The sequence below is a fragment of the Clostridium sp. AF34-10BH genome, assembly GCF_003478095.1.
GTDB classification, from domain to species: Bacteria; Bacillota; Clostridia; order Lachnospirales; family Lachnospiraceae; genus Acetatifactor; species Acetatifactor acetigignens.
This window is the reverse complement of sequence record NZ_QUEC01000020.1, coordinates 31,315-46,149: the sequence shown is the minus strand read 5'-3', so window position 1 is coordinate 46,149 and position 14,835 is coordinate 31,315. Positions and strand designations below refer to the sequence as shown.

At 43.5% G+C, this 14,835-nt stretch carries 13 protein-coding genes; all 13 read left to right on the top strand.

The genetic code is table 11. From position 1 onward, the window contains the following. The first annotated feature begins 44 nt into the window (after positions 1–44). The 13 genes from DWZ61_RS13115 (at position 45) to DWZ61_RS13055 (ending at position 14,814) form a co-directional block, all read left to right on the top strand. Positions 45–2,510, top strand: coding sequence for a GH116 family glycosyl-hydrolase (locus tag DWZ61_RS13115; protein WP_117465275.1), 2,466 nt, complete (start codon positions 45–47; stop codon positions 2,508–2,510). 13 nt (positions 2,511–2,523) lie between these two features. Continuing rightward, complete coding sequence (locus DWZ61_RS13110; RefSeq protein ID WP_181968624.1) at positions 2,524–3,867, top strand: extracellular solute-binding protein; 1,344 nt, start codon at positions 2,524–2,526, stop codon at positions 3,865–3,867. 66 nt (positions 3,868–3,933) lie between these two features. Then, positions 3,934–4,809: a sugar ABC transporter permease gene (locus DWZ61_RS13105; protein WP_117465277.1), complete on the top strand. Its 876-nt coding sequence runs from the start codon at positions 3,934–3,936 to the stop codon at positions 4,807–4,809. A 2-nt stretch (positions 4,810–4,811) separates the two neighbouring features. Beyond that, positions 4,812–5,654: a carbohydrate ABC transporter permease gene (locus tag DWZ61_RS13100; RefSeq protein WP_117465278.1), complete on the top strand. Its 843-nt coding sequence runs from the start codon at positions 4,812–4,814 to the stop codon at positions 5,652–5,654. A 4-nt stretch (positions 5,655–5,658) separates the two neighbouring features. Further along, positions 5,659–7,977, top strand: coding sequence for a PfkB family carbohydrate kinase (locus DWZ61_RS13095; RefSeq protein ID WP_117465279.1), 2,319 nt, complete (start codon positions 5,659–5,661; stop codon positions 7,975–7,977). 152 nt (positions 7,978–8,129) lie between these two features. Then, positions 8,130–9,332 (top strand): HD-GYP domain-containing protein, encoded by a 1,203-nt coding sequence (locus DWZ61_RS13090; protein ID WP_118538998.1) that lies wholly within the window; start codon positions 8,130–8,132, stop codon positions 9,330–9,332. 61 nt (positions 9,333–9,393) lie between these two features. Further along, the gene (locus DWZ61_RS13085; RefSeq protein WP_117465281.1) at positions 9,394–9,915 is read left to right on the top strand and encodes a hypothetical protein; all 522 of its coding nucleotides are present in this window, start codon (positions 9,394–9,396) and stop codon (positions 9,913–9,915) included. A gap of 3 nt (positions 9,916–9,918) precedes the next feature. Continuing rightward, positions 9,919–10,512, top strand: a complete 594-nt coding sequence (locus tag DWZ61_RS13080; protein WP_118538996.1) for a sugar O-acetyltransferase — start codon at positions 9,919–9,921, stop codon at positions 10,510–10,512. A 67-nt stretch (positions 10,513–10,579) separates the two neighbouring features. Next, positions 10,580–11,176 carry a hypothetical protein gene (locus tag DWZ61_RS13075; RefSeq protein WP_022313157.1) on the top strand — a complete coding sequence of 199 codons (597 nt, stop codon included), beginning with the start codon at positions 10,580–10,582 and terminating at the stop codon, positions 11,174–11,176. Then, entirely contained in the window at positions 11,173–11,400 is a 228-nt protein-coding gene (locus DWZ61_RS13070; protein ID WP_117465284.1) for a hypothetical protein, read from the top strand. Before DWZ61_RS13075 ends, DWZ61_RS13070 begins: the two co-directional genes overlap by 4 nt. A 195-nt stretch (positions 11,401–11,595) precedes the next feature. Continuing rightward, positions 11,596–12,495: a LysR family transcriptional regulator gene (locus tag DWZ61_RS13065; RefSeq protein WP_022313155.1), complete on the top strand. Its 900-nt coding sequence runs from the start codon at positions 11,596–11,598 to the stop codon at positions 12,493–12,495. Positions 12,496–12,615: 120 nt separating this feature from the next. Further along, complete coding sequence (locus DWZ61_RS13060) at positions 12,616–13,737, top strand: 5-methyltetrahydropteroyltriglutamate--homocysteine S-methyltransferase (RefSeq protein ID WP_118539042.1); 1,122 nt, start codon at positions 12,616–12,618, stop codon at positions 13,735–13,737. A gap of 177 nt (positions 13,738–13,914) precedes the next feature. Continuing rightward, on the top strand, positions 13,915–14,814 hold the full coding sequence (locus DWZ61_RS13055) for a hypothetical protein (protein WP_118538994.1): 900 nt from the start codon (positions 13,915–13,917) through the stop codon (positions 14,812–14,814). Positions 14,815–14,835: the final 21 nt, after the last annotated feature.

Below are 14,835 nucleotides of genomic sequence, written 5' to 3'. Positions count from 1 at the left end.
AAAACAAGTTATTCGAACAACCGAACAACTAAAAGGAGGAGAAGATGAAAAAGACATTTTCAAAAGAGAAATTATTTGACAGAACACCGCGGGTCTTTAAGCGGGATGCAACGGAAGTCCGTTTTCTGCTGGGCGGAATCGGAACAGGTAATTTTTCTGTAAATTCAAGAGGAAAGTTCCTCGACTGGGAAATTTTTAACTGGCCTTCCAAGAATACGAAATTTCCCCTTTCCTTTTTTGCAATTCGTACGGAAAACAAAGAACTGGAAAAACCTATATCGAAAATTCTGGAATCGAGAATGGTTCCGCCATATACCAGCTCACACGGATATCTTCAGGCTGAATTAGTAAATCTGCCAAGAATGGAAGATTCCGAACTGATTTGTGAATATCCTTTTGCAAGGGTGAATTTCAAAGATTCCGAATTGCCCGTAAAAGTATCTATGGAAGCATATACACCGTTTATTCCTTTAAATACAGACGATTCCAGTATTCCCTGTGCAATTATCCGATACACAGTGAAAAATGTTGCAGACTGTCCGACAAAAGTAAGCCTGGTAGGCACACTTCCCAATGCATCCGGTTTTGAGGGATATGATGTTATTGAGAACCTGAAGCTGGCCGACAGCGTAAAAAATGAATATCGGGAATTTGATGATGTGAAGGGATTGTATTATTCACCCGAACATTTGAAAGAGGATCATTTACGGTATGGAAATATGGCGATTCTGACCAGTGGATCCAATGTAACCTATAAAACACAGTGGTTTGACGGCGAATGGGTGGATGGAATACAGGATTTCTGGGATGACTTTACCAGTGATGGACTTTTGGAAAAAGAGACCGTATCTGACAGTGTGGGATGTGAATTTGCACAATTTCATAATTTCAGTTTCCTGAAAAGAAGAGAAAAGATCGGATCCATCGGAGCCTGGGAAGAACTTCAGCCGGGAGAAGAAAGAACCTTCGAATTTGTCATTACATGGTATTTCCCCAACAGGGTAAAGGCATGGATCGAGTTTGATGAGGACTACGAGAAATTCCAACGCGGTGAATACGGAACGGTAAGAAATTACTATGCAACAAAATTCACAGATGCATGGGATGTAGCAAAATATGTATACCATAATAAGGAACGACTGGAATCAGACAGCAGAAAATTTGCCGATGCTATGTTCCATAAGACTACATTACCTTATTATGTGATTGATGCTCTGACTGCAAACATTACGAATCTTCGAAGTAATTTATGTTTCCGGCTGGAAGACGGAACCTTTGCCGGATTTGAAGGAATACGTGACTACATAGGCTGCGGTTACGGTAGTGTGCCTCATGTATGGAATTATGCACAGACGGTTGCTTTTCTGTTCCCGGATCTTGAAAAAACTATGCGTAATGTAGAATTTTTGAGAGAAACAGATGAGACAGGATGCATGTCTACACGAATGTTTTCCGTATTTGATCAGGAACGGTATGCAATGGTTCCGGCCTGTGATGGAGAACTTGGAAGTGTTGTTCGTGTCTACCGGGATTTCAAGAATCTCGGGGATGTGGAATTTTTGAAGACCATTTGGCCCAAAGTAGTGTTGGCAATGGAATATGCCCTGAAACAATGGGATCTGGATGGAGATGATGTACTGGACGGTCAGCAGAATACAACCTATGATATTGAATTTTACGGACCGAATCCCATGACGGACAGTATCTTCCTGGCAGCACTGAAATGCTGTGAAGAGATGGCTGAGATCGTAGGGGATGAAGAACATCATCAGCTATACGCAGATGCTTACGAAAAAGGAGCTGCAAGAGCCGATCAACTGATGTTTGACGGAGAATATTATATTCAGGTACAGAAGGAGATTGATAAATATAAATATCAATTCGGAAAAGGCTGTTTGTCAGATCAGCTTCTCGGACAGTTCCTGGCATATATGGCCGGAATCGGGGAAATTTTACCGAAAGAGCATGTAAAATCTGCTATGGAATCCGTATTCAAGTATAATTATAAAACGGATTTTTATCATACGGACAGTGTGCACAGAGCATATGCAATCAATGAAGAGCATGGAATGGTAGTAGCTACCTGGCCGAAAGGCGGCAGACCTAAATTCCCGTTATCCTATGCCGGAGAGGTGTGGACAGGAGTAGAGTATGAAGTAGCCGTTAATCTGATTTATTCAGGTTGTGTAGAGGAAGGTCTGACGGTGGTAAAGTCAATTCGGGATCGTTATGACGGATACAAGAGGAATCCGTTCAGTGAGATCGAGTCCGGTCATCATTATTGCAGAGCAATGGCAAGCTGGGGAGTGCTGAATGCATTATTGGGACTGCAAAGTGATATGTATCGCGGAACCTTGTCATTCCATCCTGCAATAGAAGGTGAAATGTCCAGTTTCTTCATCTGTGGAAAAGCATGGGGTATCTACAGTCAGAAGGAAGAGAATGGGAAAATGTGCAAACATATTGACATCCTGTATGGGACGTTAGATGATATTCATGTACAAGAATAAGGAGGGTACAATTATGATGAAAAAGTATTGGAGAAAAATGATGGCACTTACTTGTGCGGCCGCTATGCTGTTTACAATGGCTGGATGCGGAAATGCAGAAGGAACTACAGGCGGCGCAGAGACTGCGCAGAGCTCTACGACTGCAGATGGATCCGGAGAGATCACGATCAAGTTTGCAGAGCATGTTGCTGATATTCAGGCACAGGAGCCGCATCTGCAGAAGATTATTACTGCTTTTGAAGAAAGCCATCCGGGGATTAAAATTGATATTACGGGCAAAGAAGTGTCCGAGCATAATACACAGATGACTTTACTGGCAGGAGAAAATAAGCTTCCGGATGTTTTCTGGCTGGAGCAGGCAACCGCAAAGGAGTTTGCACAGAATGGGTATTTATATGATCTGACAGATGCATTGGATCAGTATGGTATCAATGACAGCCTTCTTCCCGGACTGGTGCATTCATGTACCGTTGACGGTAAAGATGTGGGAATGCCCAGTGAAGTTATGATGGTAGGATTTTATTATAACAAAGATCTCTTCCAGCAGGCAGGAATCGAAGAAGTGCCTGTTACCTATGAAGAGTTCCTGGATGCGGTAGATAAGCTGAATGCAGCCGGAATCACACCGCTGACCGTGGGTGCGCAGGATAATTACAGTATCTGGGCATTTGAGACAATGCTGGCAAGATATGGATTTTTTGAAAAGCTTGACGGTCTGAAGGATGGAAGCATTTCCTGGAATAACGAAGACTTTATTCACTATTTTGAAAAAGTAGAAGAAATGCGTGAAAAAGGAACTTTCACAAAGGACATTTCTAATATTGGATATTTTGAAGCAAAAGAGCAGTTCCTGGGTGGAAATGCAGCAATGTTCAATTCCGGAGCATGGGATATCGGTGATTTTGAGGGAAGTGATATGGCTTCTAAAATCGGATTTTTCTGGGGACCTACCTTTTCCGACAGCCAGTATGAGCAGCAGATCGGAATCAAGGCATCCGGCGGTGTTTATGTAGTATCTTCAAAGGCAGCAGAAGAAGATCCTGCGTTGTTAGATGCAATTATGCAGTTCTGGCAGTTCTATTACGGCGAAGAGGGAACCAGGATCATTGCCGAGGATACCGCGGCATTACCGTGCTCTACATATAATGGACAGATTGATGAGAGCCAACATCCTGTACTTTCCACGATGATCACGGCATTAAATGATGACTGGAAAGCAGTAACTGAGCCGTTTAATTCACTTTCGTCCAATGTGGCATATGGATATTTTGATGCTACCTTCGGTGTTATGACCGGCGTTTACACACCGGAACAAGCAGCTGATTATGTAGAAAATTTACAAAGTGCCGAAAGATAAAACCAAAAGAGCGGTATGAAATTAAGTAATACCGCTCTTTTCTATAGAATGGAAAGGGAGAAAGCTATGTATTGGTTGAGTACAAAGAAAGCAAAAATCATTATGCTGCTTCCGACTCTTATGATTTATGCAGTATTTATTATTATTCCTGTGTTTATCGCATGTTATTATAGCTTTACGGACTACAGTGGTCTTGGAAAAGCATCATTTGTGGGAATAAAAAACTATGTTGCTATGTTCCATGATAAGCTATTTCTGATCGCATTGAAAAATACATTTTTAGTATTGTTATTCAGTGTGATATTCCTGATCGTTGGATCTTTTATGGCAGCATTATTGATGAACAAGAATTTTCACGGAAACGCATTTTTTAAAATGGTGATTTTTGCTCCCTATGTAATAGCGCCTATTATCATAGGAATTATCTGGGGATATATCCTGAATCCTAATTATGGGCTGGTAAATAGTGTATTGCACAAAATAGGACTGGATATGCTTGCTATTGAATGGATCGGTGGAACTAAATGGTCTCCATTGTCATTGGCGATCGTATTCACATGGCAGGTACTGGGTTTCCATGGAACTATTTTTTTATCCGGAATCAAAGCAATACCGGGAGATATTTACGAAGCTTGCGATATTGATGGAGCCAATTTGTTACAACGCTTGTTTTATGTGACAATTCCTATGCTGAAAGAGACCTTTATTATTAATATTGTTCTGGTGGTAACAGGCGTATTTAAAATATATGAACTGGTATATCAGATGACAGGCGGAGGACCTGCTCATCAGTCGGAGCTGCTTACCTCATATATGTATTTTACAGTATTTACATCCAGAAGGTATGGATATGGAATGGCAATTGCGGTTGCAATTCTGTTACTTTCAATTCTGGGCTCGTTTTCCTATATTAAGATCACAACGAGGAAGCAAAGGAGTTAAACATGAGAAACAAGAGAATATCGATAAAAAAAGTCATTTTTTACATATGTCTGCTGGGATTGATTATTCTTTTGGTCATGCCCATACTGTGGGCTATGTTGCTTTCATTAAAGACAAATAATGAGATTGTCAACAGTCCGCTTTCTTTGCCGCAGACAATAAGCTTTGAAAATTATCAGCGTGCGATCGATACTATTGATTTTTCCAGAATGTATTTTAACACGATTTTACTGGTAGTAATATCTACTTTTTTCAGTATTTTATTTACTTTTATGAGTTCGTTCGCAATTGCCAGAATGGTTTTTCGAAACCATAAGGCATCGGAAACATTGTATCTGTTCCTGCTGGTCGGGATTGGCATTCCTATTTATGTGCTACTGTTTCCGGTATACCGGATTGATTCATTGATGGGAATCCTTGGAACCCGTTTGGGACTGATCCTGCCGTATGTTGCAGTGAACATCTCGTTCAATACCTTACTGTTTACCGGATTTTTGAGAGATATCCCCGGAGAATTGGAAGAAGCAGCAATTATCGACGGCTGCAATCTTTTTAAGCTGTGTACCAAAGTAGTGATTCCGGTCATGAAACCGACGTTCGTGACGATCATTATTTTTAATGCAGTTTATATTTACAATGAGTTCCCGTTTGCATCAACCTTTATTCAGAATAATGCCTTAAACACCGTGTCGTTAATGACATCTATGTTTAAAGGACAATATTCCATGGATTACAGTGGGATCATTGCAGCGAGTCTGATGATCATGCTTCCTGAATTGGTATTTTATGTCGTTTTGCAGAAGTATATTATAAGTGGTATGACTGCAGGAGCAGTGAAAGGATAAGAAAATGAGAGAAATCGTAAGGCCATCCCTACATTTTACACCACAGAAAGGCTGGATCAATGATCCTAATGGCTTGGTGTTTTTTAAAGGACAATATCATTTATTTTATCAGTATAATCCGTACCATGATAACTGGGACAGTATGCACTGGGGGCATGCGGTAAGCCGGGACCTGATACACTGGGAAGAATTGGAACCGGCACTGGTCCCCGATATGCCATATGATAACGATAAAAACGGCGGATGTTTTTCCGGATCGGTTGTTGTACATGATGATCAGCTATTTTTATTTTATACAGGAAGAACGGAAGATGAAACCGGTATTTTTGAGACGCAAAATCTGGCAGTGTCGAAGGATGGGATACATTTCGTAAAGGCAGAAGAAAACCCGCTGATAAAAGAAGTCCCGGAAAAGGGAGGAAGAGATTTTCGAGATCCCAAGGTGTTTTTTGCACAAGGGAAATGGAGAATGATCTGTGGAGGATCCACCGGAAGAATTGAACATCCGGACAGCTGCGGAAGAATTTATCTGTTCTCTTCTACCGATCTGTACCATTGGGCGTATAGCGGAATTTTGTACGAAGCAGAGCCCGGTGAGGGCAGAATGTTTGAATGTCCGGATGCCTTCTGCCTTGATGATGTCTGGTTTTTGACAACTTCGCCGATGTATGAAAAAGACAGTGTAACGACGCTGTATCTGTCCGGACAGGTGGATTTTGACAAATGTGAATTCCATAAAGAGACAAGAGGAACCTTGGATCTTGGAACTCATTATTATGCAGCACAGACATATCCGTTATTGCATGGGGAAATACGGTCTGTTGCCTGGCTGGGCGGCTGGCTGTGGATGCCTTGGATCCGGGATTTCGGTCCGGAGGAAGATTATCGTGGAATATTGGATGTATCACGAGTGTGGTATTTAGATGATAACAGGCGTTTGTGCGCAAAAGTGGCTGATAAAGTGAAATCTGAGTTGAAGGTCTTCAGCAGAACATTGGAAAAACATTGGACCGGTGAAAACATACCACCGCAAAGTCAGCCGGTTATGGTAGAGCTGAAGGGAAATCTGCCGGGAGATGGAGAGTTATTATGTATTGACCTATATGATGCAGACAGACATACAGTGACAATATGCTTTGATTCTTCAAATAAAGAAATGACCGTGAATTATAACCGGGCAGACAGAGCTTCCAGATATGGTATACGGACTGTGCCCTGTGAAATGATGGAAAAAGAAACAGATATTGATATCCTCATAGACGGAAATACATTTACATTATTGTGGGAGCATGGTTTATATCGCTATACAGGAAAATTATACCCACAAGGAAATATAGGCGTAGATATAAAATATAGGACAAAACGGCATTATGATATTACCTCTCTGGGAGAGATATTGATTGATTTTACCGGGAAAAAAGAGAGTGAAAGACAAACATTGTCTTATACACAAAATCCGGGAGGTGCACCTGCTAATGTTGTGGTTGCGGCACAACGGCTGGGTGCCCAAACAGCATTTATCGGAAAAATAGGAGAAGACTTCCTGGGAGATTTCTTAAAGGAAACCTTGGATAAATGCGGTGTTTCAACCGAAGGATTAATAAGTGATGCAGACTATTTTACAACCCTTGCTTTTGTTAAACTGGCGGATAACGGAGAACGAAATTTTGCGTTTGCCAGAAAACCCGGAGCAGATATCGGACTGAAGGCTGAGGAAGTACGGAAAGATATCATCTGCCAAAGCCGTATTCTTCATGTAGGCTCTTTGTCGTTAACATATGAACTATCCAGAAATGCAGAGTTTATTGCATTAAAAGCTGCGAAAAGTAATGGAACAATTATTTCTTATGATCCGAATTACAGAGCCAGTTTATGGGATTCACAGGAAGAAGCCTGTAAATGGATGAGAAGTATTTTAGAATATGCAGATATCGTTAAAGTATCAGAAGAAGAGATTGAGCTATTAACAGGTTATACGGATGTTCGGAAAGCAGCAGAGACCATAACAGAGTATGGCGCAAAAATAGTACTCATTACTTTAGGAGAAAAAGGATCGTTTGTATATCTGCAGGATCAGCAGGAAGCATATGTTTCAGGTTATTCCAGCAAAGTTGTGGATACCACCGGTGCCGGAGATTCTTTTATGGGAGGCTTTTTATATAAGATTTGTGAATCCGGTAAGCGTATAGAAGAATATTCTTTACAGGAAATGATAGAATGTGTCCGCTTTGGAAATGCGGTGGCTTCCCTATGTGTTGAGAGAGAAGGAGCAATACCTGCGATGCCCGTAATGGAAGAAGTAATTAAAAGGATCAATAGCTAACATAATCCGATCAATGGACAGTAAGAAGGAGCAACTCTGCAGTACCGGGAGATGCTCCTTTTTGATATAATTTATTGTCCAGGATATGCTTGCTTTTTACATAAATCATTGTCATAATAGGTGTGTTATAAATAGATTGGAGAGATATAGAAATGTTACTGGATGTTTTAGGATTACTGTCAGCCTGTTCGTATGCTTTGGACTGTGTGGAGGCAGAACTGGTACATGTGTCTGACAAACATGCGAAGCGTGTGGCATACATGAGTGTCTGCATGGCAGAGCAGCTGGGGATCAGCGATGAGAGCCTGCAGGATCTGGCAGCATGTGCCCTGTTGCATGATAATGCACTGACACAGTATATTCAGGAAGAATTACATAAGGATGTTGCAAATGTTCCGCAAGCTTCTCAGGTAGGAATTCACTGTACCCTGGGTGAAAAAAATATACAGAGACTTCCCTTCCATACGGATGTGAAGAATGTAATTCTGTATCACCATGAAAATGCCAATGGGAGTGGACCGTTTGGAAAAACATGGGAAGAGATTCCGCTTTTTTCCCGCATCATTCATTTAGGCGATCTGTTGGACCGGGCGTACGGTGCAAAGGGCTTCACGGAGGATATTTTCAATAAAGCTTGTGGATATCTTCACAAAAATGAAGGAACCGTTGTGGACAAGGAATGTGTGGATGCTTTCCTGCAGGCATTTCCCCTGCCGCATTTTCTGACACTGGGAGAGGATAGCTTTGAGAAAAATCTGTGGGAGAAAATCCCCCGCATCAAACAGGAGCTAAGCTTCGCACAGATCAAGGAACTGGCCCGTTTTTTTGCACAGATCGTTGATTACAAGTCACCCTTTACCAGCACCCATTCCATTGGTGTGGCGGAGGATGCGGAGCGCCTAAGCCGCTATATGGGCTTTGATGAAGAGACCGTGCAGAAAATGTACCTGGCGGGCGCTTTACATGATATCGGAAAAGTGGCGGTAGGTAATGAGATCCTGGAGAAGCCGGGAAGGCTTACGGAGGACGAATTTGCTGTGATGAAACATCATGCGGCATATACCTATTATATTCTGTCAGGCGTAGATGATTTTGACGAGATCCGCGACTGGGCGGCATTCCACCATGAGCGGCTGGACGGAACCGGATATCCTTTCGGGAAGACCGCCGCAGAGCTGAACACGCAGGAGCGCATGATGGCCTGTATAGACATCTATCAGGCACTGACGGAAAGCCGTCCCTATAAACAGGGCATGCCTCACGAAAAAGCTTGTGAGATCCTGCGGGATATGGCGAATAAGGGCTGGCTGGATGAAACGATTGTGAAACAGGTCGAGGATTGCTTTCGGGGATAAAAGATGTGAGGGCGATTATTGCAGGATTAATATGACGCAGATATAGGGAAGGTATAAAGATATGGACAACTTTATAGAAGCTTTGTATGGACAACCGGAAGGAACTATTCCGGAGGAGTATGATTGGTTTGCTCCGCTGTTGGGTGATTGGGAGTTTGATTATAAAGATAAGTTTATAGATGGTGATCATAACAGGCCACAGCGTCAATTAAAGGGAGAGTGGATCTTTAGGCGGGTATTGAACGGGATAGGCATTGAAGATATGTTCATATGTCCTTCCAGAGCAACGAGGGAGACTTCTCCACAGCCGGATGGTGAGTATGGTGTTGGACTCAGAATATATAATTCAAAGACCCATTGTTATGATATGGTATATGCATGCAAGAGTAAATTTACAAATTTGTGTTTTACCATGGAAAATGGAATATTGACGGGAACTGTTCTGGAAAATCCCAATCGAAAATGGCGATTTGTGGAAAGAAATGAAAATACATTTCATTGGCAGAATATTACCATTCAGGAGAATGGTGACATTACTGTAAATTGTGAGGTTTTCGGGAAAAGAAAAAGCGAGGAAGCGTAAAACATGAACGTTATAGACATTATGAAGCGCCCTGCGGCCTATGCCAGTGGCTATGAAAATATCCCGGGAGAGGAACAGAACCGGGCAAAACAGCTTTGCTGGGAATATAACCGGACAGCTCCGAAGGAACAGCAGAAGCGGCGGGAAATCTTACAGGAGCTTTTGGGAACCTGTCATCCGATGACAGGCATTGAACCGGATTTTCACTGCGATTATGGATTTAATATTCATACCCACGGACTTACAGTCATCAATTATAACTGTGTCATTCTGGATACCTCACCCGTCAATATCGGTGCGGGTGCATTTATCGCGCCCGGCGTCTGTCTGGCCTGCTCCGGACATGCGGTTGACCCGGGACAGCGCAGTCAGGGAATCGGTACTTCTGCACCCATCACGCTGGAAGAAAATGTATGGATCGGAGCAAATGCCACGGTCTGCGGTGGTGTAACCATCGGCGCGGGTTCTGTGATCGGCGCCGGAAGTGTGGTTACCCATGATATTCCGGCGGGAGTGATTGCAGCAGGCGTTCCCTGCCGGGTGATCCGTCCCATTACGGAGAAAGATAAGATCCGGCCGGAGGACATTCTTTTCTAAAAAAGATGACGATAGCCCCACTCTTGTGTTACTATGGTGGAAAATAATACAAAGGAGTGGGGAGAATATGTTTACAAAAAGGAGTTGGGAATCCTTTTATTCCGGTCTCATTATGGTGGGACTGGTATTTATGGTGTTCCCGGTTATTTATTTCTGCGGTGCCACAAAGGAGAAGCAGATCCTGCCGCCGCTTATCATGTTTCTGCTGGGTCTGGTGATCTTTGTGATTAGTGTTCACTTTTCTGTCAAATACCACAAGGAGAAAACGAAATACACCAAGTATAAGATCGACAAGTCTCTGACCTACACATTCACCTTAACTTACGGGGATAAGGTGGAGACCGTCACGGATTTTTCCCAGATCGAATATGCCATCAAGTGGCTGGCGAAATACCGGACGGGCCATGTGGAGATCGCAGTCACGCCTACTATGGGAAGCCTGAAAAAGTTCTACATCTGCTACACCGACAAAGATCCGTACATTCACATGCTGATCGAGCAGGAGAGAGAAGACGGCGTGGGATATTGGGAAGAACGGGGAGATTCTTACAAGATTCCCATTATGACACTCGAGCGGCTCTATGTGAAACATAAGATGATTTCGTTTGATTACCTGAACCGCAGGGAGACTGGTGTGGATGCAAGGGAGGGACTGATCCTATGATGCAGCGCTGGCGGGAAAAACTGAAATATATAGAAGCCGGAATGATCATCAGTGCGTTGATCCTTTTTGTGGCAACGTTGATATTCGGAGACAACCTTACGCTGGAAGTGATCGCGTTTATAGTAGGAACCGTGTTGTTTTCCCGTGTGATCGAGCGTATGGATAAAAAAGAAATCGAGAAAATGAAACGCCAGGAAGAGGAAGAACTGAAAGATATTGTCTGAGAATAAATCCTGTTTCCCAAAGGAAGAATGATTGACACGGAGGTTAGCGAGTGCTAACCTTAGGAAGAGATTTTGAAAACTTTGGGAGTGACAATATATGGATCTGGCATTCTGGCTGGCGATTGCAGCAGCGATCCTGTGCGTTGCTGTCGCCATTTACGGTGAAAGTAAAAAGGATAAAAAATAGGGAAAAGAATGACACTTCAGCAATTAAAGTATGTAATAACGGTAGCAGAGACCGGCACCATCACGGAAGCAGCCAACAGGCTGTATGTTTCACAGCCCAGTTTAACCAACGCGATCCACGAGTTGGAAAAGGAAATGAATATTGTTATTTTCAACCGGACCAACAAGGGGATCACGCTTTCCAAAGAGGGAGATGACTTTTTGGGATATGCGAGACAGGTGCTGGAGCAGGCGGCGATCCTTGAGGATAAATACAAGGGAAATCCCGGGGGCAAAAAACAGTTCTGCGTATCCACCCAGCATTATTCCTTTGCCGTCAACGCATTCGTGGACCTGATCAAACAGTACGGGCAGGAAGAATACGATTTCAGCCTGCGGGAGACACAGACCTATGAGATCATAGAAGATGTGGCGCGTCTGCGCAGCGAGATCGGAATCCTGTTTTTGAATGATTTCAATGAAGCGGTACTCAGCAAGCTGTTGAAATCCCATGATCTGGAATTCCACCAGTTGTTTGTTGCCAGTCCCCATGTATTTATCAGCAGAAAACATCCGCTGGCGGGTAACAGCATAATTACGAACGAAGAACTGGAAGAATACCCGTACCTGTCTTTTGAACAGGGAGAGCACAATTCCTTTTATTTTTCAGAGGAAATCTTCTCTGATTTTGAACGCAGGAAAAATATCCGTGTGCGGGACAGAGCGACACTGTTCAATCTGCTGATCGGCCTGAACGGTTACACCGTGTGCAGCGGCGTGATCGATAAAAAATTAAACGGAAAAGATATTATCGCCGTGCCACTGGCAGATGAGAGTGACATGCGGATCGGTTATATCACACACAGAAAAGGAATGCTCAGCAGACTGGGTACTACCTACCTGGAAGCACTGCAGAAGTATTTAGGATGAATGGGTTGTCCATAGCTTTAAACTATGGACAACCCTTATTTTTACGTATTTTGCGGATTTCATCATTTCTCTTATAATGAGGACAATTCAAAAAACGACAAAGAAATGGAGAGAATGACAATGAGCAATTTACAGACACCTTTTCGCTATGATTTCGTAGGAAGTTTTTTAAGACCGGAGAAGTTGAAGAAAGCAAGAAGACAGTTCAATGAAGGAAAGATCGATGCTGCGGCACTGAAGAAAGTGGAAGATGAAGCCATCACAGAGCTTGTGAGCAAGATCAAAGAGCTGGGCTATCATGTGATCACAGACGGTGAATTCCGCAGAGCCACCTGGCATCTGGATTTCATGTGGGGATTCGACGGCATCGGCCATACCCCTACCAAGACGGGACTTCCGTTCCACGGCGAGGCGGCCATGGTGGATGATACCTATATTGTAGGCAAGATCGGACTGACCGGGGAGCATCCTTTTGTAGATCATTTCCGGTTTGTAAAAGCATTAGAGGATGAAAATACCGTAGCAAAGCAGACCATACCTTCTCCCGCCCAGTTTCTGGCACAGTTTACCATGCCCTTTAACCGAGGCTGCACAGAGAAGCATTATCCGAATGAGCAGGAACTGGTAAATGACATCGTGGCGGCCTACGGAAAAGTGATCGATGATCTCTATGCGGCAGGATGCCGGAACTTACAGCTGGATGACTGCACCTGGGGCATGTTCGCAGACAAGATCGGTCATACCCTGTACGGAACCACCAGAGAGGGAATTGTGGAGTTCCAGAAAGCCCACAAGGATATTAACAATAAGGTGATCGCCAATGCACCGAAGGATATGATCATCAACACCCATGTATGCCGCGGTAATTTCCATTCCACCTACGCAAGCGAGGGTGCCTATGATTCCGTAGCGGATATCCTGTTCGGAGAAGAGGATGTGAATGCCTATTTCCTGGAGTTTGATGATGAGAGATCCGGCGGTTTCGCACCTTTGGCCAAGGTATCCGGGGAGAAAAAGGTCGTTCTGGGACTGATCACTACCAAGTCTCCCGTACTGGAGGACAAACAGCTTGTCATTGACAGAATCCATGATGCGGCAAAATACATTCCACTGGAAAGATTATACTTAAGCCCCCAGTGCGGATTTGCTTCCTGCGAGATCGGCAACAAGCTGACCGAGGAAGAACAGTGGGCAAAACTCCGACTTGTGAAAGAGGTGGCGGAGGAAGTCTGGGGAAAATAAATAAACGTGGTTCCGGCGATTACCAGAGAGGTGGTCGCCGGAATTTTAATTATATTCAATTGTCTCATTTTTCTGGATAGGCTATAATATACCTATGGTTATCCCTGTTTAACATTTTCTAAATGGGGATTTTTGAAATATTTTGAATATGAAAAATAATACGGAGGAAGCAGAAACATGAATAAACAAACAGCCCATTACCATCTTCCCGGTCTGTTTGAATTCTATGAATTATACAGAATGTTCCTGCCGTTGTTTCGGAAGCATCGGGAATATTTTTACGACTGGTGCGACATCGGTTCCATCTACGGAGCCCCGCCGGACTGCATCTGGGGAGGCGGCCGGGTCTCACTGGAGGATCACGACGCAGGAGAAGTGCTGGCACTGTTACAGGAATACGGGATCTCAGCCCGTCTGACCTTCAGCAATTCAAAGCTTATCGAAGAACATCTTTCCGACAGAAAATGCAATGAACTCTGTGCCCTGTTTGCGGAAAATACAGAGCCGGAAAACGGCGTGATCGTCTATTCGGAACTGCTGTTACAGTATTTGAAAAGTCATTATCCGCAACTTTATCTGATATCCTCCACCACAAAAGTACTGACGGATTTTGAAGCATTAAAAAAGGAAACAGACAGAGAAGATTTTCGCTACGTCGTACCGGATTTCCGCCTGAACAAGGCTTATGAAAAATTAAATACGCTGACAGAATCACAGAAAGACAAAGTGGAGTTTTTGTGCAATGAGTGCTGCTATTTTGGCTGCAAGGACAGGAAGGAATGCTACGAAGCCGTCAGCCACAGGAATCTGGGAGAGGAGCCGGATTTTAGTTGTACCTCACCGGGGGCGGAGGAGGGCTATCGTTTCTCCAAAGTTATGAAAAATCCCGGATTTATCAGTGTGGGAGATATTCAGAAGATCTACTTGCCCATGGGATTTTCCAATTATAAGATCGAGGGCCGGGGACTGGGCAGTGCACTGGTTCTGGAATTTTTACTGTATTATATGACGAAACCGGAGTACCAGCTGCAGGTCAGAGAAGAAATCTATCTGGACAATATGCTGGATCTGTTTTAATAAATGAAATCAAAAGATGAG

Excerpts from the sequence above, each read along its gene's own strand:
- DWZ61_RS13115 (WP_117465275.1), top strand. The coding sequence starts at position 45 with ATGAAAAAGACATTTTCAAAAGAGAAATTATTTGACAGAACACCGCGG.
- DWZ61_RS13110 (WP_181968624.1), top strand. The coding sequence starts at position 2,524 with ATGATGAAAAAGTATTGGAGAAAAATGATGGCACTTACTTGTGCGGCC.
- DWZ61_RS13105 (WP_117465277.1), top strand. The coding sequence starts at position 3,934 with ATGTATTGGTTGAGTACAAAGAAAGCAAAAATCATTATGCTGCTTCCG.
- DWZ61_RS13100 (WP_117465278.1), top strand. The coding sequence starts at position 4,812 with ATGAGAAACAAGAGAATATCGATAAAAAAAGTCATTTTTTACATATGT.
- DWZ61_RS13095 (WP_117465279.1), top strand. The coding sequence starts at position 5,659 with ATGAGAGAAATCGTAAGGCCATCCCTACATTTTACACCACAGAAAGGC.
- DWZ61_RS13090 (WP_118538998.1), top strand. The coding sequence starts at position 8,130 with ATGTTACTGGATGTTTTAGGATTACTGTCAGCCTGTTCGTATGCTTTG.
- DWZ61_RS13085 (WP_117465281.1), top strand. The coding sequence starts at position 9,394 with ATGGACAACTTTATAGAAGCTTTGTATGGACAACCGGAAGGAACTATT.
- DWZ61_RS13080 (WP_118538996.1), top strand. The coding sequence starts at position 9,919 with ATGAACGTTATAGACATTATGAAGCGCCCTGCGGCCTATGCCAGTGGC.
- DWZ61_RS13075 (WP_022313157.1), top strand. The coding sequence starts at position 10,580 with ATGTTTACAAAAAGGAGTTGGGAATCCTTTTATTCCGGTCTCATTATG.
- DWZ61_RS13070 (WP_117465284.1), top strand. The coding sequence starts at position 11,173 with ATGATGCAGCGCTGGCGGGAAAAACTGAAATATATAGAAGCCGGAATG.
- DWZ61_RS13065 (WP_022313155.1), top strand. The coding sequence starts at position 11,596 with ATGACACTTCAGCAATTAAAGTATGTAATAACGGTAGCAGAGACCGGC.
- DWZ61_RS13060 (WP_118539042.1), top strand. The coding sequence starts at position 12,616 with ATGAGCAATTTACAGACACCTTTTCGCTATGATTTCGTAGGAAGTTTT.
- DWZ61_RS13055 (WP_118538994.1), top strand. The coding sequence starts at position 13,915 with ATGAATAAACAAACAGCCCATTACCATCTTCCCGGTCTGTTTGAATTC.